The organism is Zhaonella formicivorans, assembly GCF_004353525.1.
Classification (GTDB): domain Bacteria; phylum Bacillota; class DUOV01; order DUOV01; family Zhaonellaceae; genus Zhaonella; species Zhaonella formicivorans.
The window spans coordinates 1,079,000-1,096,266 of sequence record NZ_CP085524.1 but is presented as its reverse complement, the minus strand read 5'-3'; the positions used below and the strand labels follow the sequence as shown (position 1 = coordinate 1,096,266).

General features: G+C 44.2%; 17 protein-coding genes. 16 read left to right on the top strand and 1 reads right to left on the bottom strand.

The features are described 5' to 3' along the window. Positions 1 to 8: 8 nt before the first annotated feature. From EYS13_RS05400 to EYS13_RS05345, 12 genes are all read left to right on the top strand, one after another. Positions 9 to 365: an NADH-quinone oxidoreductase subunit A gene (locus EYS13_RS05400; protein WP_227766674.1), complete on the top strand. Its 357-nt coding sequence runs from the start codon at positions 9 to 11 to the stop codon at positions 363 to 365. Next, positions 356 to 871, top strand: coding sequence for an NADH-quinone oxidoreductase subunit B (locus tag EYS13_RS05395; RefSeq protein ID WP_227766672.1), 516 nt, complete (start codon positions 356 to 358; stop codon positions 869 to 871). The genes EYS13_RS05400 and EYS13_RS05395 overlap by 10 nt, the downstream gene beginning before the upstream one ends. Beyond that, entirely contained in the window at positions 864 to 1,319 is a 456-nt protein-coding gene (locus EYS13_RS05390) for an NADH-quinone oxidoreductase subunit C (RefSeq protein WP_227766670.1), read from the top strand. Before EYS13_RS05395 ends, EYS13_RS05390 begins: the two co-directional genes overlap by 8 nt. 25 nt (positions 1,320 to 1,344) lie before the next feature. Continuing rightward, positions 1,345 to 2,460, top strand: a complete 1,116-nt coding sequence (locus tag EYS13_RS05385; protein ID WP_227766668.1) for an NADH-quinone oxidoreductase subunit D — start codon at positions 1,345 to 1,347, stop codon at positions 2,458 to 2,460. 26 nt (positions 2,461 to 2,486) lie between these two features. Then, complete coding sequence (nuoH, locus tag EYS13_RS05380) at positions 2,487 to 3,518, top strand: NADH-quinone oxidoreductase subunit NuoH (RefSeq protein WP_227766666.1); 1,032 nt, start codon at positions 2,487 to 2,489, stop codon at positions 3,516 to 3,518. 14 nt (positions 3,519 to 3,532) lie between these two features. Continuing rightward, positions 3,533 to 3,940, top strand: coding sequence for a NuoI/complex I 23 kDa subunit family protein (locus tag EYS13_RS05375; protein WP_227766664.1), 408 nt, complete (start codon positions 3,533 to 3,535; stop codon positions 3,938 to 3,940). 29 nt (positions 3,941 to 3,969) lie between these two features. Then, a complete protein-coding gene (locus EYS13_RS05370; protein ID WP_227766662.1) occupies positions 3,970 to 4,464 on the top strand; it encodes an NADH-quinone oxidoreductase subunit J family protein in 495 nt (164 codons plus the stop codon). Then, positions 4,464 to 4,772 carry an NADH-quinone oxidoreductase subunit NuoK gene (gene nuoK / locus EYS13_RS05365; protein WP_227766660.1) on the top strand — a complete coding sequence of 103 codons (309 nt, stop codon included), beginning with the start codon at positions 4,464 to 4,466 and terminating at the stop codon, positions 4,770 to 4,772. The genes EYS13_RS05370 and nuoK overlap by 1 nt, the downstream gene beginning before the upstream one ends. A 28-nt stretch (positions 4,773 to 4,800) precedes the next feature. Further along, the gene (nuoL, locus tag EYS13_RS05360) at positions 4,801 to 6,669 is read left to right on the top strand and encodes an NADH-quinone oxidoreductase subunit L (protein WP_227766658.1); all 1,869 of its coding nucleotides are present in this window, start codon (positions 4,801 to 4,803) and stop codon (positions 6,667 to 6,669) included. Next, positions 6,670 to 8,196 carry a complex I subunit 4 family protein gene (locus tag EYS13_RS05355; protein ID WP_227766656.1) on the top strand — a complete coding sequence of 509 codons (1,527 nt, stop codon included), beginning with the start codon at positions 6,670 to 6,672 and terminating at the stop codon, positions 8,194 to 8,196. Further along, positions 8,197 to 9,633 (top strand): NADH-quinone oxidoreductase subunit N, encoded by a 1,437-nt coding sequence (locus EYS13_RS05350; protein ID WP_227766654.1) that lies wholly within the window; start codon positions 8,197 to 8,199, stop codon positions 9,631 to 9,633. A 161-nt stretch (positions 9,634 to 9,794) separates the two neighbouring features. Then, on the top strand, positions 9,795 to 10,157 hold the full coding sequence (locus EYS13_RS05345) for a YraN family protein (protein ID WP_227766652.1): 363 nt from the start codon (positions 9,795 to 9,797) through the stop codon (positions 10,155 to 10,157). Between the two features lie 117 nt (positions 10,158 to 10,274). Here the strand turns inward: EYS13_RS05345 and EYS13_RS05340 are convergent, their stop codons facing one another. Then, entirely contained in the window at positions 10,275 to 11,906 is a 1,632-nt protein-coding gene (locus EYS13_RS05340; RefSeq protein ID WP_227766650.1) for a methyl-accepting chemotaxis protein, read from the bottom strand. 207 nt (positions 11,907 to 12,113) lie between these two features. Between EYS13_RS05340 and EYS13_RS05335 the strand changes: the two genes are divergently transcribed. The 4 genes from EYS13_RS05335 to topA all read left to right on the top strand — a co-directional run bounded on the left by EYS13_RS05335 (position 12,114) and on the right by topA (position 17,252). Beyond that, positions 12,114 to 13,649: a YifB family Mg chelatase-like AAA ATPase gene (locus EYS13_RS05335; RefSeq protein ID WP_227766649.1), complete on the top strand. Its 1,536-nt coding sequence runs from the start codon at positions 12,114 to 12,116 to the stop codon at positions 13,647 to 13,649. Positions 13,650 to 13,759: 110 nt separating this feature from the next. After that, complete coding sequence (locus EYS13_RS16475) at positions 13,760 to 13,855, top strand: small, acid-soluble spore protein, alpha/beta type (protein ID WP_227767809.1); 96 nt, start codon at positions 13,760 to 13,762, stop codon at positions 13,853 to 13,855. Between the two features lie 184 nt (positions 13,856 to 14,039). After that, on the top strand, positions 14,040 to 15,116 hold the full coding sequence (dprA, locus tag EYS13_RS05325; protein WP_227766646.1) for a DNA-processing protein DprA: 1,077 nt from the start codon (positions 14,040 to 14,042) through the stop codon (positions 15,114 to 15,116). Positions 15,117 to 15,167: 51 nt separating this feature from the next. After that, a complete protein-coding gene (gene topA, locus EYS13_RS05320) occupies positions 15,168 to 17,252 on the top strand; it encodes a type I DNA topoisomerase (RefSeq protein ID WP_227766645.1) in 2,085 nt (694 codons plus the stop codon). Positions 17,253 to 17,267: the final 15 nt, after the last annotated feature.

Genomic DNA, 17,267 nt, shown 5'->3' with positions numbered 1-17,267 from the left:
GTGTGAGAATGCTCAAGGAGTTTTCTACAGTAGGTGTTTTTATGATCGTTGCCTTCCTATTCGGAATAATAGTCTTAGCTACCGCCTGGATTGTAAGGCCAAAGCGCCCAAGTCCTGAAAAGCTGGCCACTTATGAGTGCGGCCTGGAAACCAGCGGGCCGACCTGGATCAGATTTAAAATCAGTTATTTCATGTATGCTTTGGTATTCCTGGTGTTTGATGTGGAAACCGTGTTTTTGTATCCATGGGCAGTTAAGTTCCGGGTGTTAGAATGGTTTGCCTTTGTAGAAATGATTATTTTCATTGGGATCCTGGTTATTGGTTTATGGTATGCATGGAAGGAGGGAGCCTTAGAGTGGAAGTAAATAAGGCAAAATCTGAAGATAAGGCATTAGAGGCCCTTGTAGAAAAAAATATCATCTTAGCCAAGTTGGATCAACTGCTTGATTATTGTAGAGCCCATTCTTTTTGGCCGGTCACTTTCGGTTTGGCTTGTTGTGCGATTGAGATGATGGCAGCCGGAGGGGCGCGGTATGATATCTCCCGTTTTGGCTATGAGGTTTTTCGGCCCTCGCCCCGCCAGGCCGATTTAATGATCGTTGCTGGCACAATTACTGATAAAATGGCTCCCTTGGTAAAAAGAATCTACGATCAAATGGCGGAGCCTAAATGGGTGATTGCTATGGGTAGTTGCGCTATAAGCGGGGGACCTTTTGTCGATTCATACAATGTTGTCCCGGGAGCAGATGCCTTTTTGCCGGTTGATGTCTATGTTCCAGGCTGTCCGCCCCGTCCCGAGGCGTTGCTGCATGGTTTATTGACCTTAAAGAAAAAGGTTATCAACCCGAAAGTGGTGAAAATCCATGGCTAAAAGGTTTGAAGATATCCAAGAAGCGGTTGCCGCGCTGCAATTTGCATATCCGGACTCGGTTGAAGTTTTAGAAGGGTCCCAACCGGCGATAAAAGTCAAAGTAAAAGATTTTCTTGCGATTATCAATATGTTGAAAGAAAGCGGATTTGCTTATTTAGCCGATCTGACTGCAGTCGAAGAGCAAGATTCCATCTGCGTTGTTTACCACTTGATGTCTTTGGAGCATTTCGGCCTGCTACGGATTAAAGTTGAATTAGACAAACTAAATCCTGAAATTCCGTCCCTGGTTGATCTTTGGCCGGCGGCCAATGTGCAGGAAAGGGAAGCGTATGATTTAATGGGGGTTAAATTTGTAGGACACCCCAATTTGCAGCGCATTTTATGTCCTGATGAGTTCGAAGGACATCCGTTGCGCAAAGATTTTAAACTGGAAACAAGACGCAAATAGATTCCGGCAAGAGGGGGTGCATTTAGTGTCTTTACAGGAAAAGAATTTGCATACGGAAGAATTGACCATTAACATGGGACCACAGCATCCCAGTACTCACGGAGTTTACAGGGCTGTTTTAACATTGGATGGCGAACATGTAGTGAACGTCGAAAATGTAATCGGCTACTTACACCGTGGCATGGAGAAAATCGCTGAGTCCCGTACCTACACTCAGTTTATCCCGTATACCGACCGGATGGACTATATGTCAGGCATGCTGAATGAGTTAGGTTATGTCCAGGCAGTGGAAACACTGATGGGTGTTGAGGTGCCGGAAAGAGCCGAGTATTTACGGATTATTATGGCAGAGCTGCAGCGCATAGCCAGTCACATGGTATATTTGGGCAGCATGGCGCTTGATTTAAACGGCTTCACTCCATGGATGTATTTTTTCCGTGATCGGGAAAAGATCCTGGATTTATTTGAAATGACTTGTGGTTCAAGGCTAACAACCAGTTATATGCGGGTTGGAGGTGTAAGCGAGGATATACCGGAGGAATTTTTGCCTCAGTTGCAGCAGTTTTTAGCCGATATGCCTAGAAGTATGGAGGAATATGACCAAATAGTGACGGGCAATGAAATATTTCAGGCGAGAACGAAAGATGTGGGCATCATTAGCGGCGAAAGGGCTCTCGCTTATGGTTTGACAGGCCCTAACTTAAGGGCTTCAGGCATTGATTTTGATTTGCGCCGAGATGCTCCCTATGGTATCTATGACCGTTTTGATTTTAAAGTGGTGGTTGGCACTAAAGGTGACTGCTTTGAGCGCTGGATGATGCGTATTGGTGAAGTTGAGGAAAGCTTAAAAATTATTGCGCAGGCTGCCCGCGATTTGCCGGATGGTCCAGTTATGGCTAAAGTACCTAAGGTACTGCGTCCGCCTGTTGGTGAAATCTACCACCAAATTGAAGGTTCCAAAGGGATTCTTGGTTATTACCTAGTAAGCGATGGCTCCAACAAGCCGTATAGGCTGCATATTCACGGCCCTTCTTTTGTAAACATCGGTGCTTATCCTGAAATGGCACGGGGAGGCACCATGCAGGATGCAGTAGCTATTTTAGCTTCTCTTGATCCAGTGTTGGGAGAAGTTGACAGGTAAAAACTTTAGGTCTAGGGGAGAGAAATATGGAGAAATTTTTTATAAATATATCTGCGGGACTCCAGGCCTGGATTAGTTCTTTGGGTATACCGGCTTTTGTAGTCGATCTAGCCATGAGCTTGATTTATTTCGTAGGTGTGGTTCTCTTTGTTTTGCTCAATGTGTTGTATTTAGTATACCTTGAACGAAAATTTTCCGGCTATGTCCAGCAGCGTTTGGGACCAAACCGGCTTGGCCCGCGGGGACTTCTGCAAACCACAGCAGACGTGGTTAAACTTTTGGGGAAGGAAGATATTATCCCGTTAGCGGCCGACAAATGGGTATTTAAGATTGCTTCTTTGGTGGTAATGGTACCTGCCTTGATGATTTATGCCGTTATTCCTTTTGGCAAGAACATGATTGCCGCTGACTTAAACCTGGGAGTGTTCTATTTTATTGCCATTGCTTCAACTTCAACCCTTGCTTTTTTAATGGCTGGCTGGGGTTCTAACAACAAGTATTCTTTATTAGGCGGCATGCGTGTTGTGGCGCAAATGGTAAGCTATGAAATCCCAATGGTTTTTTCTTTGCTAGGGGTAGTGATGCTGACCGGTTCATTAAAAATGTCGGACATTATGGCTGCTCAGAAAGATGTCTGGTTCATAGTTTTGCAGCCTGTAGCTTTTCTAGTCTATTTTATTGCTTCCACAGCGGAATTAAACCGGGCTCCTTTTGATTTGCCGGAAGGGGAGCAAGAGATTATTGCAGGCCCTTATACGGAATACAGTGGTATGCGGTATGCCTTGTTTTTCCTGGCTGAATACGCCAATATGATTGCTGTTTCCGCCCTGGCGGCTACCTTGTTCCTGGGCGGCGCCAGCGGACCATGGCTGCCTTCCTGGTTATGGTTTGTGATTAAGGTCTATATCATGATTTTGTTATATATGTGGGTGCGCTGGACTTTTCCGCGGGTAAGGCTCGATCACATGATGGCCTTCAATTGGAAATTCCTGCTGCCTGTTTCCCTCTTAAACATTTTGGTAACAGGTGTTGGCATTAAAATTTTTGAATTGTTTTAGGGGGGTGAAAATAAATGTACGGAGAAGGTTTGTTGAAAGGTTTGCGGGTTACTTTTAGGCATTTTTTTGGTAAAGCGATTACAGAACAATATCCCGAGCGACGTCCCAAGTTACCTCCTAGATCTCACGGTTCTTTTAAATTAAACACAGAAAAATGCAGTGCCTGCGGTACATGCGCCCTCAGCTGTCCCAACAACGTCATTTCCGTGGAATCTTTCCGGGATGAAAATAAGAAACGCCATTTATCAGGATTCCGGATGGAGTTGATGTATTGCCTCTTTTGCGGTTTGTGTGTGGAAAGCTGCCCGAGCAGTGCCTTAAAGTTTACCGATGATTTTGAACTAAGCTGCTACAGCAGGGATGGAATGGTTTTAACGCTCGCTAACAACCCTCCGGCAGTGGAGGAGAAAAAAAGCGAATAAGCACCTTGAAGAGTTGGGGGGAGGATAAAATGGTTTCGCCTGCGCTTTTTTGGCTCTTGGCAGCAGCTGTGCTGGCTTGTGCCTTAGCGGTGGTAACCTTAAAAAATATAGTGCACAGCGCGCTGTATTTGATTTTAACTTTTGTGGGTATTGCCATAGTATTTTTGTTCCTGGAAGCGGATTTTCTTGCTCTGGTACAAATTCTGGTTTATGCCGGGGCTGTTTCAATTCTGCTTGTTTTTGCGGTGATGTTAACCCGCAAAGGAGACATGAAACAAAGCAACCTTTTTAACAATTACAAATGGGCTGGTGCTTTGCTTTGTTTGGGACTGTTTTTACTGATCGAACGCTTGATTTTGGCCAGTGATTTTGTGGTAAACACTACCGGCCCGCAAAATACTGTTGGCCCCATTGCAGAAGCCATGCTTGGCCAGTTTGTGATTCCTTTTGAAATCGCAGCCATCCTCTTGTTAGTGGCTATGGTTGGAGCCATAATCCTGGCGAAAGGAGTGAAAGGGCATTAATGGTTTCTTTAGAGCATTACCTGATCTTGGCAGCTTGCTTATTTTCCATTGGCCTCTACGGCGCATTGGCTAAGAAAAATGCTGTCGCTGTTTTAATGGGCGTTGAACTAATGCTTAATGCAGTAAATATCAATCTGGTGGCATTTAATAAATTTCTGGCTCCGCAGAATGTAACGGGTCACGTTTTTGCCATCTTTGTAATCGTCGTAGCTGCCGCAGAAGTTGCGGTAGGGTTGGCATTGGTGTTGAATATTTACCGTGAACGTCTTTCTACCAGCGTCGACGATTTTGATATCTTGAAGTGGTAATAGGAGCAAAAAGGTAGGTGAAGGTATAATGCAGTACCAGTATATTGACTTGGCTTGGTTAATTCCTGTATTGCCTGCAGTGGCTTTCACGCTGATTGTGTTCGTTACCAAACGTTTAAAAATAGTCAGCGCCTTGGTAGCTATAGCGGCTATGCTTGTTTCCTTCGGGATCTCCGTAGGCATTCTCTGGGAAGTTTTGGCCAATAAAATCACTATGGAAGCACCTGTGGAATATGCTGTTGATTGGCTGTCGGTACCAGTACACATCGAGGCCGGTGTGCTGATTGACCCATTGACGGCAGTGATGCTGTTTGTTGTGACCTTTGTAGCGCTGTTGGTTGAAATTTATTCGATTGGCTATATGCACGGTGATCCCGGATTTTCCAGGTTCTTTTCCTATTTATCGTTGTTCGGAAGCTCAATGCTGGGATTGGTCATTGCCAACAACTATTTCCAAATGTTTTTCTTCTGGGAACTGGTTGGCCTATGTTCTTACCTCCTGATCGGGTTTTATTTTTACAAAAACTCTGCGGCTGACGCCAACAAGAAGGCATTCGTTACCAACAGGGTTGGTGACTTTGGTTTCATGTTGGGTATCTTTTTCTTGTTTCTGGTTTTTGGGACCTTTAATTTCGGTGAATTGGCAGAGGCTATTCATGGTTACGAAAACATTCCTCTCTTAACTGTGGCAGCCCTTTTGGTATTCACCGGTCCTGTAGCAAAATCCGCTCAGTTTCCGCTGCATGTTTGGCTGCCTGATGCCATGGAAGGCCCTACTCCGGTTAGCGCCCTAATCCACGCGGCCACCATGGTTGCTGCGGGTGTTTACCTTTTAGCCCGTGGATACATTTTATTTGCATCCTCACCAGGTGCTATTCTGACAATTGCTTATATTGGTGGCTTTACTGCCCTTATTGCGGCTACAATGGGCATCGTGCAGCGAGATATTAAACGAATTTTGGCTTTTTCCACCATGAGTCAATTGGGTTACATGGTGATGGCTATGGGCGTGGGCAGTCTAACAGCCGGAATGTTCCACCTGACCACCCATGCTTTTTTTAAAGCCCTCTTGTTCTTGGGAGCAGGCAGTGTTATTCATGCTGTTCATACGCAGGACATTTTTGAAATGGGCGGTTTATACAAAAAGATGAAAATCACTACCTGGACTTTCATCATTGGCTCTTTAGCCTTGGCAGGCATACCGCCTCTCGCCGGATTCTTCAGTAAGGACGAGATTCTCTTGGCTGCTTATGATAATGGATACACGTTCTTGTTTATCTTGGGTTTGGCGGTGGCATTTATGACTGCTTTCTATATGTCCCGTTTGGTATTTACCGCCTTTTTTGGCCAAGAGAGCGAGCACGGCCACAGCCATCATGCCCATGAGTCCCCCTGGACCATGACTTTACCCTTAGTTATCCTGGCAGTATTTGCTATTTTCAGTGGCTTCATGGCTAAGGTTTTCGCTGAAAATATTTATTTCCATGAGCCCCATCATGCCGAACCCAATGTTATGATTATGGTTGTATCGACATTATTGGCTACGACGGGAATTTTCCTGGGATGGCTCATCTATGGCAAAAAAGCCATATCCGCGGAAAAATTGGCGACGCAATTTAAGCCTATCCATACTCTGCTGTACAACAAATACTATATCGATGAATTGTACCAGCTGTTCTTTGACAAAGTTGTATTAAGTATATCCAGAGCCTTTAACTGGCATGACCGCAAAGTTGTGGACGGCATTGCCGATGGGTTTGCCTACCTGGTCAGAATGGCTGGAGCAAGGCTGCGGTTTATCCATACCGGAAGCTTACAGAATTATGCGCTGGTGATTTTTATGGCAGTGGTTCTGATTGTGCTCTGGATGGCTATGCCGGTGTTAGGAGGGATATAAATGGCTTTTCCGATCTTGACTTCGATTTTGTTGGCCCCTGTGCTCGGTGTGCTGGTTATCCTTTTTATTCCTCAGGATGAAGAACGATTAATAAAAATTACTGCTGCCATCGCCACATTTATTGCCTTGGTCCTTTCTGTTATAGCTTTTCTGACCTATGACCGCGGGGTTGCGGGGCTGCAGTTTTTAGAGGATTACAGCTGGGTCCCCAGTTTTGGCATAAACTACTCAGTAGGCGTTGATGGCATGAGCCTTCCGTTGGTGCTCTTAACAGCCATTGTCATCTTTACGGGAGTTTTTGCTTCCTGGGACATGCATACCAGGGTTAAGGAATTTTTTATTTTCCTTTTGCTCTTGGTGGCCGGAGTTTTTGGGGTATTTATCTCCCGGGACCTGTTCTTTTTCTACCTCTTTTTTGAGGTGGCTGTTATCCCTATGTATGTCCTGATCGGCGTTTGGGGTAGTACTCGCAAAGAGTATGCTGCCATGAAGCTTACCCTTTACCTCCTGGTCGGAAGCGCTTTTGCCTTAATCGGCATAATCGCACTGTACTTATATGCTGCCGGGCAGCTCGGGTTCAATACTTTTGATATTCAAACTTTAGGTACTATTACTTACGATCGGGGATTCCAGAAGTTTGCTTTCTTTCTGATGATGATCGGCTTCGGTTTTCTTGTCCCCATGTGGCCGCTGCACACCTGGTCTCCCGATGGTCACGTGGCAGCTCCCACTGCGGTCAGTATGCTCCACGCGGGCGTTTTAATGAAATTAGGTGGCTACGGTTTAATTAGGGCAGGAGTATTTTTGTTCCCGGAAGGAGCAAAATACTGGGCTCCATTAATTGCTTTGCTCTGTATAGTCAACGTGGTATACGGCGCTATGGTTGCCATGGTGCAGAAGGATTTGAAATTTGTAATCGGTTATTCCAGTGTTAGCCACATGGGCTATGTGCTTTTAGGTATTGCCTCTTTGAATGCCGCGGGTATTGACGGTGCAGTGGCGCAGATGTTTGCCCACGGTATTATGACAGCTTTATTCTTTGCTTTGGTAGGCAATATTTATCATAAGGCTCATACCAGGGAAATTGCCAAATTCGGAGGCCTGGCGCACCAAATGCCTCGCGTTGCAGCCGGCTTTATGATTGGTGGTCTGGCATCGCTGGGGTTACCGGGGTTAAATAATTTTGTGGCTGAGTTTTTGATTTTTGTCGGTTCCTTTACCAAAGAAGCAGTACTGTTTGGCGGTCTGCATTTTCGTGTACTTTCCATTCTGGCGATTTTAGGCGTGGTAATTACTGCAGTTTACGTTTTAAGAGTGGTGCAATTTACGTTTTTTGGGCCACGCAAAGAGGAATGGAATCATTTAACCGACGCCCGTGGTGTGGAAATGGTACCGATTGTGGTTTTATGTGGGGTATTGATTCTCTTTGGTTTATTCCCCTCGCCTTTAGTCGATTTAATCGACCTTGGAGTTACACCCTTAGTTGACAAGATTTCTGCTGCAGCAGAGATTGGGGGGATTTTCTAGATGTTATCCGAACTGTCTTACCTAAAGGTGGAACTGGTTACAGCCGCCCTGTGTTTAACACTGTTGGTGATTGGCTTACTGCTTCCTCCAGACCAGAAAAAGGGAATTGGCAACTTCACTCTGGTAACGCTCTTGGGAATTTTGGGGCTTACTTTGTTTAACACCGGCAGCAGCCAAACAGTTTTTGGCGGCACTTACATTGTTGATCCCTTTGCCACCTTTTTTAAACAACTGTTTTTAATTGCTGCGATTTTGACCGGTTTGATTTCCAGAGATTTTTTGCAGCAAATTAGCTATAATCATGGCGAATTCTACGCTTTACTGGTAGCCGCATTGCTCGGGATGATGATCATGGCGTCAGCAGGAGAGCTAATTACGCTCTACATTGGTTTGGAGCTGATGACTATTACCTTTTGCATTCTTGCCTGTTACAAGAAAGGTGATGCTAAGTCAGCGGAAGCAGGTATAAAGTATATTATCCTTGGTGCCATGTCATCCGGTGTGTTGCTTTACGGCTTGAGTCTGGTTTACGGGATTACCGGAACTACTGCAATAGCAGGTATTGCCGAAAGCTTAACTTCAGGTCAGATTTCACCCGTGCTCATTTTAGGGATGATCTTCTTGCTGGCCGGATTTGCTTTCAAAATTTCTGCTGTACCGTTCCACATGTGGTCTCCCGACATTTACGAAGGCTCGCCGACCCCTGTAACTGCGTTTTTGGCGGTGGCTTCCAAGGCAGCAGGTTTGGCTGCTTTCTTGAGGGTATTCATGGTTGCTTTGCCAAGCCTAGAATCTTATTGGATCATTATAGCCGTTGTCTTAGCGATCCTGACCATGGTCCTCGGCAATCTAGTTGCCATTCCTCAGACTAATATCAAAAGAATGCTGGCTTACTCCAGCATAGCTCAGGCAGGTTACCTGCTGTTAGGGGTAATTGCCTTTTCCAGTTTAGGAATAGCAGCCATATTGTTCCACTCTATTTTGTATGTGTTTGCCAATGTTGGGGCTTTTGCCGTTGCCGGCGCTTTTTCCAGAGCAACGGGCAGTGATGAGATCAGGGATTACAGCGGTTTGGCCCAGCGTTCGCCGCTCTTGGCAGCAGTAATGTTAATTTGCCTGCTTTCGTTGGCGGGCATTCCGCCTCTGGCCGGTTTTGTCGGCAAATTTTACCTCTTTACCGCGATTATTGACAAAGGCATGGTATGGCTGGCTTTTATCGGCATCGGCATGAGCATGGTTTCTGTATACTACTATCTGATTGTGGCTAAAGCAATGTATTTAGGCCAGCCTCCTGTTGAAGCAGAACCAATTAAAATATCAGGAGGAACTCAAGTTGCGCTGGTGATTACCATGTTGGTTACCATATTTTTCGGTATCTATCCTACGCCGTTGACCAATGTGGCCTTGGCAGTTGCCAAAGCGTTCTTACCTTTTTAATTTGGCAAGGAAACAACCTCCCGGTTGTTTCCTTTTTAAAACTTTTGCTCGGAATGCCTGCAGTTGTACGTACTGTAAATTTAACGTCTTAGCAGGAAGCTTATAATCTAAATTTTGGTCAGGTAAATCTGGTTGTGGATCCGGTAAGGGAGCTAATACTGATGATCAATACGCGTTTTATCGGTCGGCTTGGCGAACAGCTGGTTGCTGATTATTTACAAAAGCAGGGTTATAAGATTCTGTGCAAGAATTTTCGATGTAAGCTAGGGGAAATTGATTTGATTGCCCGGGAAGGAAAGGACCTGGTCTTTGTAGAGGTTAAGTCCAGAAGCAACTACAGTTACGGCTTGCCGCAGGAGAGTGTGCATCAAAAGAAGCAGTTAAAGTTGCGTCAGGTGGCAGCATACTTTATACAGAAAAACGGATGTACGGATAGCAGGTGCCGTTTTGATGTAGTAGCTGTAACGTTTTCCAAAGAGCCAGAACAGGTAGCAAGTATAGAAATAATTAAAAATGCTTTCTAAAGCTTTAAACAGACAAAAACCCTGGTCATGGCGCCAGGGCTTTTTGCTTACTGTTAAAATACTCTATATATTATTAAACGGTTACCTATTTTCATTAGTTACTCCGGTTAAGAATAACTATTTTAATTTAAAACGGGAGATAATTGCGAGTAATTTTTCAATTTCTTTCCCGATATGTTCTGCACCGGCTGCTATTTCCTGGCTCATAGCATTTTGTTCTTGGACGATGGCTACTACCGATTGGGAGGTTTGTGCAGCTTCACTGGCAATGAGAGCAATATTATTAATATCTTTTTCCAGATGCAATGAATTATTTTTAATTTGTTCAGCTAGACTGTTGTTAGACTCAATGGCCAGAGTAATCCCTTTGATAGTATCCATGGTTTTCAAATTGGAGCTGTTAAGAGTCTCGATAACTTGCATGCCGGATTCGACTTGCTCTGAGGCCCTGCGCATAGCATTTGCCGCTTCACTGCTGGTCGCTTGTGTTTTAGAAATGATGGACATGATATTTTTTGCTGCTATGTTAGATTGTACTGCCAGTTTTCTAACCTCCTCCGCTACCACGGCAAATCCCCGGCCCTGCTCGCCAGCCCGTGCTGCCTCTATGGCAGCATTTAATGCCAGAAGATTAGTTTGTTCCGCAATAGCTGTTATGGTATTTACAATTGCACCAATTTCTTGTGAACTGCTTTCTAAAGCGCCTAAAGCCCGTGAGGAGGAAACTACTGAATTGTAGATTGCTTGCATTTGTCTTATGGTTTCTTCTACAATCCAGGTATTTTCCTGGGCTGTCTTTTCTACAGTTAAAGCTAGTTGAACCGATTCACTGCTGGTTTTTGCCATCTTGTTTAATGAACTTGTAAGTATGGACGCGAATTGTTTAATTTGTTCAATATCTGCAGCTTGGTTAGCGGAACCGCCGGCAATGTTTTCTATCGAGGAGGACACTTCATTGATCGCTTTACTCATCTCTTGTGTTGCTAAAATCTGGTCTCGCCCGATGCTGCCAATTGCAGCAACAACTTGCTCCAATTCCTGCAAAATTGTTTTCAAACCTAAGCTGACTTTATTCATTTCACAGATCATATTACCCAATTCATTGTGGATTTTTGGTTTTATTACGCTAGTTAAATCACCTGTGGCAATAGTTTTAGAAGCGATTTTAACATCTTGTACGACAGTTTGGAACATGCGGTAGAGGAAAATTGAACTTAAAGCGGCAATAAAAAGGGGAACAATACCTAAGAATAAGGAGGTTATGTCATCTTTGAAGCATAAATCAAGCAAGATATACACTAAAATGGGCAGCAGGGTTGCAAAAAGCAGGTGGTAAAGAATTTTCCCCGATGTAATTTCTTTGCCGATTCTTAAAGTGGCGGTTCTTTTGCCATTCACATTTATTGGAACAGCAGCATCGAGCATAAGCTGACCTGTGTTCTGTTCTAAAATCTGCAAAAGTTCACTCTTACACTGGGCTGCCTTTAATCCCGCCGGATCGTTTAATAGCATTCCTTCCCTTAATTTGTTGACGTGCACCAGGGCAAGTCCGTCATAATTGACAATTACTAACGACTCGCCACGGTCTAAATTGGAGTTAAACAAATCGCGCAATTTATCCCTGGCTGCTTCGATGCTGTTGCTTTCTGCAATTATTTTTTCACATTTCCCAGCTAAAATTTTCGTTTTTTTTAGCAAGTTTTTAGCTAATTTGCTCTTAAGTAGCCGCTGTTCTGCTAAAGATGGCATGCAGATAGCCCTCCTGACAATATTGTTACAATTGAATTAATATATTTTAACTAATTATGCAAATTCCTGCTTTCCTAGCAGAAGACAAAAGTACAAACATTTCTGAGTTGGCTTGGTAAATTTGACCAAAAGATAAAGGGTAGAGAAGAAAATGGCAGGAAAACTGCAAAATTCTGCCGAATTAGAGTAGCAAGAGGAGGACATTCAATGCTAGCTATTATCAAATCTTTGGCTGTAATCGGTCTTGATGCCAGTTTAATCCAAGTGGAGGTAGATGTTTCTGCCGGGCTTCCGAGTTTTGATATAGTAGGATTGCCTGATGCCTCAGTACGGGAAGCAAGGGAAAGGGTCAGGACTGCCATCAAGAATTCCGGCTTTGAATTTCCCGTTAAAAGAGTTACTGTCAATTTAGCTCCGGCCGATTTAAAAAAAGAAGGGCCAGGTTTTGATTTACCAATAGCTGTCGGAATTTTAACTGCTACAGGTCAACTGGACCCCGAAAAAGTAGAGCCTTATTTTTTTGTAGGTGAACTGTCTTTGGAAGGCACGGTGCGGCGCATCCCGGGCGTTCTGCCGATGGCTTGTGCACTTTCCGGTGCAGCAGGGGAAACTAGCTTTTTGGTGGTACCGGAGGAAAACGGGTTTGAAGCCGCTTTGGCAGGAAAAGCAAAGATTTTAGCGGTCCAAAATTTACGCCAACTTGTAGAAATGCTTCTGGGAAATATTGCTCTTGCGCCGGTGGAAGTAGAGCTTGACCGATTTTTTGCTGAAAAGGCAAGCGAAGGACCGGATTTTGCTGAAGTAAAGGGACAGGATGGCGTTAAAAGAGCGCTGGAAGTTGCCGCAGCCGGAGGACATAATATTTTGCTTATGGGATCCCCGGGTTCTGGCAAAACGATGTTGGCTAGGAGATTGACCTCAATTTTGCCCAAACTTACTTTGGAAGAGGCTTTAGAAATTAGCAAGATTTACAGCAGCAGCGGGCTGTTAAACCCAACAAAACCGTTGATTACCGAAAGGCCCTTTCGTGCCCCCCACCATACCGCTTCTTCCGCCAGCCTGATTGGCGGAGGCAAAATTCCACGGCCTGGAGAGGTAAGCCTGGCCAGCGGAGGTATTCTTTTTTTAGATGAATTGCCTGAATATCGCCGTGATGTTTTGGAAGCCCTACGCCAACCACTGGAAGACAGGGTTGTTACCGTTTCCCGGGTTGCTGCAGCTATCACTTACCCTGCCAGTTTTATGCTGGTAGCGGCCATGAATCCTTGTCCGTGCGGCTATTATGGAGATTCCGAAAAAGAGTGTATATGCACTCCATACCAAATCCAGCGTTACAGAGGAAAAATTTCGGGGCCTCTTTTAGACCGGATTGATATTCAAGTAGAAGTCCCTAGATTGAAATACAAGGATTTAGAGAATGGCAAAACAGGGGATAGTTCTGTACGGATCAAATCCAGGGTAGAACAAGCACGACAAATCCAAAGAGAGCGCTTAGCAAAATTTGGCATAAATTGCAATGCGCAGATGACACCAAAACTGCTTAAGCAATTTTGTGTGATGTCAGAGGAGGCCCGGTCCCTTTTACGCTTAGCGTTTCAACAGCTCGGCTTGAGTATGCGCGCCTATGACAGGCTTTTAAAGATAGCCCGCACTATTGCTGATTTAAGTGGAGAAGCTATCATAAACAAGAGCCATATAGCCGAAGCAATCCAGTATAGAATTTTAGACCGACAAGTGAATTAATGGTTTTTGTTTTAAATAGCTGCACATCAAGCTCCGAACAATATGAAATACGAAAATGCACGGAATTGGGCCTGCCTGTTTATCAGGACAGCGAAGACTACTAGGGCGAAATATCTGCAAAAAACTGCGGAAGAGTAGGAGGGACTATGGTAAAAAGGCTAATCACCATGGCTGAAAAGCAACTGGTGAGTAGTGTAAATCAATAGCCAGCATGCGAGGGTGGTTTATCCGCCCTTTTTTCGTGAGATACTTTAAAAAAGTATCTTTGCCAAGAATAAAACTTTTCATGCAATCCCATATCCAATAGAAGCAAGGTAAAAGTATTTCCCTGTAGCAGGAAAAGATGTTATCTTTCGCGAATGAGTGAGAAAACAAAAATGGGGATGGGCTATGCAAAAAAATGCTTATTGGAATGCTCTGAATTCTGTACCGGGAATCGGGCCGCAAACTATTCAAAAGCTTATTGAGTTTTTCGGAAACCCGGAAAATGTTTGGCATGCTGAGCCAAGTTTGCTAGAATCAGTACTAGGGTCTCGCAGGAATGTGTTCGAAAACTTTTTATCTTTTCGTGCCAAGTTTAATGTGGAAGCAGAATGGGAAAAAATTTTAAAAAAGGATATCAAGATCGTCACATTCAATGATAAAATTTACCCCGTAAATTTGCGTTATATTTACGGGGCGCCTCAAGTATTGTATTATAAAGGAAGTTTGGAAAATGCTATTCAAAATGCCATAGCTATTGTGGGATCGAGGAAAGCAACTGCTTATGGACAAAAAATGGCTGAAAAAATTGCCTATGATCTGGGAAAACAAGGCTTTTGTGTAGTAAGTGGCATGGCCAGAGGAATTGATAGTTTTGCCCACTGGGGGGTACTCCGTGCTGCTGGTAGCACGATAGCGGTTTTAGGGAATGGTTTGGATATAGTCTATCCCCCGGAGAATAAAAGGCTGATGGAGGAAATAATTGCTCACGGAGCGGTAATTTCAGAATTTCCCTTGGGAACAAAACCTGAGGCGCAAAATTTCCCCAGACGAAACCGGTTAATCAGCGGTTTAACTTTAGGTGTAGTTGTGGTGGAAGCTGCAGAAAAAAGCGGTTCGCTGATTACCGCCGATTACGCTTTGGAGCAGGGGCGGGACGTTTTTGCCGTTCCAGGTCCTGTCTTCAGCCGTTTTAGCAAAGGGACCAATTACCTTATTAAGCAGGGAGCTAAATTGGTAGAGGATGTAAATGATATCCTGGAGGAGTATGGTTATGCTCCCGTTCCGGAAAGAAAAACTACCCGGCAAGAGTTGTCAGCTGTGGAAGCTAAAATAGTGGAACTATTATCTTGGGAACCGGTTAGCTTTGAAGAAATAATGGCAAAACTGCTTGTCCCACCGGAGAATTTGCTGAGCACTCTCACTGTTCTGGAAATCAGGGGCATAATTAAACAACTGCCAGGACAAAGATATATTATCGCCTAGCGAGCAGTTGCAATTGTAAACATTTTGTAGGTAATGGTTGGAGTGAGAATAGTGTCTGAGATATTAGTGATTGTGGAATCGCCTGCGAAAGCAAAAACAATAGGACGTTTTTTGGGCAAAAAATATACAGTGAAGTACTCTATGGGTCATGTCAGGGATTTACCTAAAAGCCAACTTGGCGTAGATATTGAAGAGGGATTTCTGCCTAGATATATAACCATCAGGGGTAAGGGGGAACTGCTCAAAGAATTGAAGGCTGCTGCCAAGAGAAGCAGTATGGTGTTGCTCGCTACTGACCCCGACCGGGAAGGTGAAGCAATTGCTTGGCACCTACAACAGGTTTTGGGTATAGAACAACTGGAAAAGTGCAGGATAGAATTTAACGAGATTACCAAAAATGCTATCCAACAAGCAGTACAAAACCCGAGAACCATTGACTTTGATCGTGTTAACGCTCAGCAAGCCAGGAGAATTTTAGACCGTTTAGTTGGGTACGGGCTCAGCCCGCTGCTGTGGAAAAAAGTTCGGAAGGGGCTTAGCGCAGGTAGGGTTCAATCAGTTGCGGTCAGGTTGATTTGTGACAGGGAAAAAGAAATAAACCAATTTATTCCTGAGGAATACTGGAGTCTTACCGCACTGTTAAAAAGCAAACCGGCAGGAAAAATAGAAGCCAAGTTAATAAAAAAAGCAAACGAACCAATTAAAATTTCTTCTCAGGCGGAAATGGACCAGGTACTGTCTGAAATACAAGGTCAGGAGTATAGGGTAGTTGAGATTAAAAAGAAAGAAAAGAAGCGTAATCCGGCTGCGCCATTTACCACCAGTAGCCTGCAGCAAGAGGCTTATCGTAAGCTGAATTTTACCGCGCGCAAAACAATGATGATTGCTCAGCAGCTATATGAAGGAATAGACTTGGGCAAAAAGGAAGGTACAGTGGGTTTAATAACTTATCTTAGGACTGATTCTACAAGAATTGCTGCGGTTGCCCAAGAAGAGGCAAGGAGCTACATTCTGGATAAGTTCGGTAAGGAATATGTTCCTTCCATACCTAGGGAATATACCAGCAAAAAACAGGCTCAGAACGCCCACGAAGCAATAAGGCCTACTTCTACTTTAAGAACCCCGGAGTCATTATCCGATGTGTTGAGCAAAGATCAGTATAAACTTTATAAACTGATCTGGGAAAGATTTGTGGCTAGCCAGATGAGTTCCGCAATTTTAGACACTACCACTGTAGATATTGCTGCAGCAGACTATTTGTTTCGCGCCAATGGCGCTATAATTAAATTCCCAGGGTTTATGCAGGTTTATACGGAAAGCAGGGAAGGTGATTCGGAAGAGGATGCGGGTATCCTACCTGATTTGCAAGAGGGGACAATACTCATTTTGCAAAAGCTTGAACCAAAACAGCATTTTACCCAGCCACCTCCCCGCTATTCTGAGGCTACGCTGGTAAAAACCTTGGAAGAGTTGGGAATAGGTAGGCCTAGCACTTATGCTCCCACTATTGAAACAATATTGCAGCGGGGGTACGTTGTACGTGAACAAAAACAATTTGCTCCCACAGAATTGGGCATGGTTGTAGTGGAACTATTGAAGGAGTATTTTCCTGATATTATCGATGTTGAGTTTACTGCCAATATGGAAAGCAATCTGGATGAAGTGGAAGAAGGCGCCATGGACTGGCAGGTGGTGGTGGACACTTTTTACCGGCCATTTGCCAAAGAATTGGAGCAAGCTGAAAAAGAAATAGGTTCTATTGAAATAGCTGATCAAGTTTCCGAGGAAATCTGCGAAAGCTGCGGCAGAAACATGGTAATTAAAATGGGGCGCTATGGAAAATTCCTGGCTTGTCCGGGTTTTCCCGAATGTCGTAATACCAAACCTTTGTTGGAAGAAATAGGAGTACCTTGCCCCAAGTGCGAAGGTAAAATAGTATTGCGCAGAACAAAAAAGGGCAGGAAATTTTTCGGTTGCAGCAATTACCCGGAATGTGACTATGTGTCCTGGGATAAACCTACTACGGAACTTTGCCCGGAATGTCATAGTACACTGGTGCTTAAAAATATTAAAAAAGGCAGCCGGTTAGTTTGTCCCAAAGAAGGATGTCACTTTGAAAAAGAAGTAAAGCAATAGAAGCAAGCGGTGGGA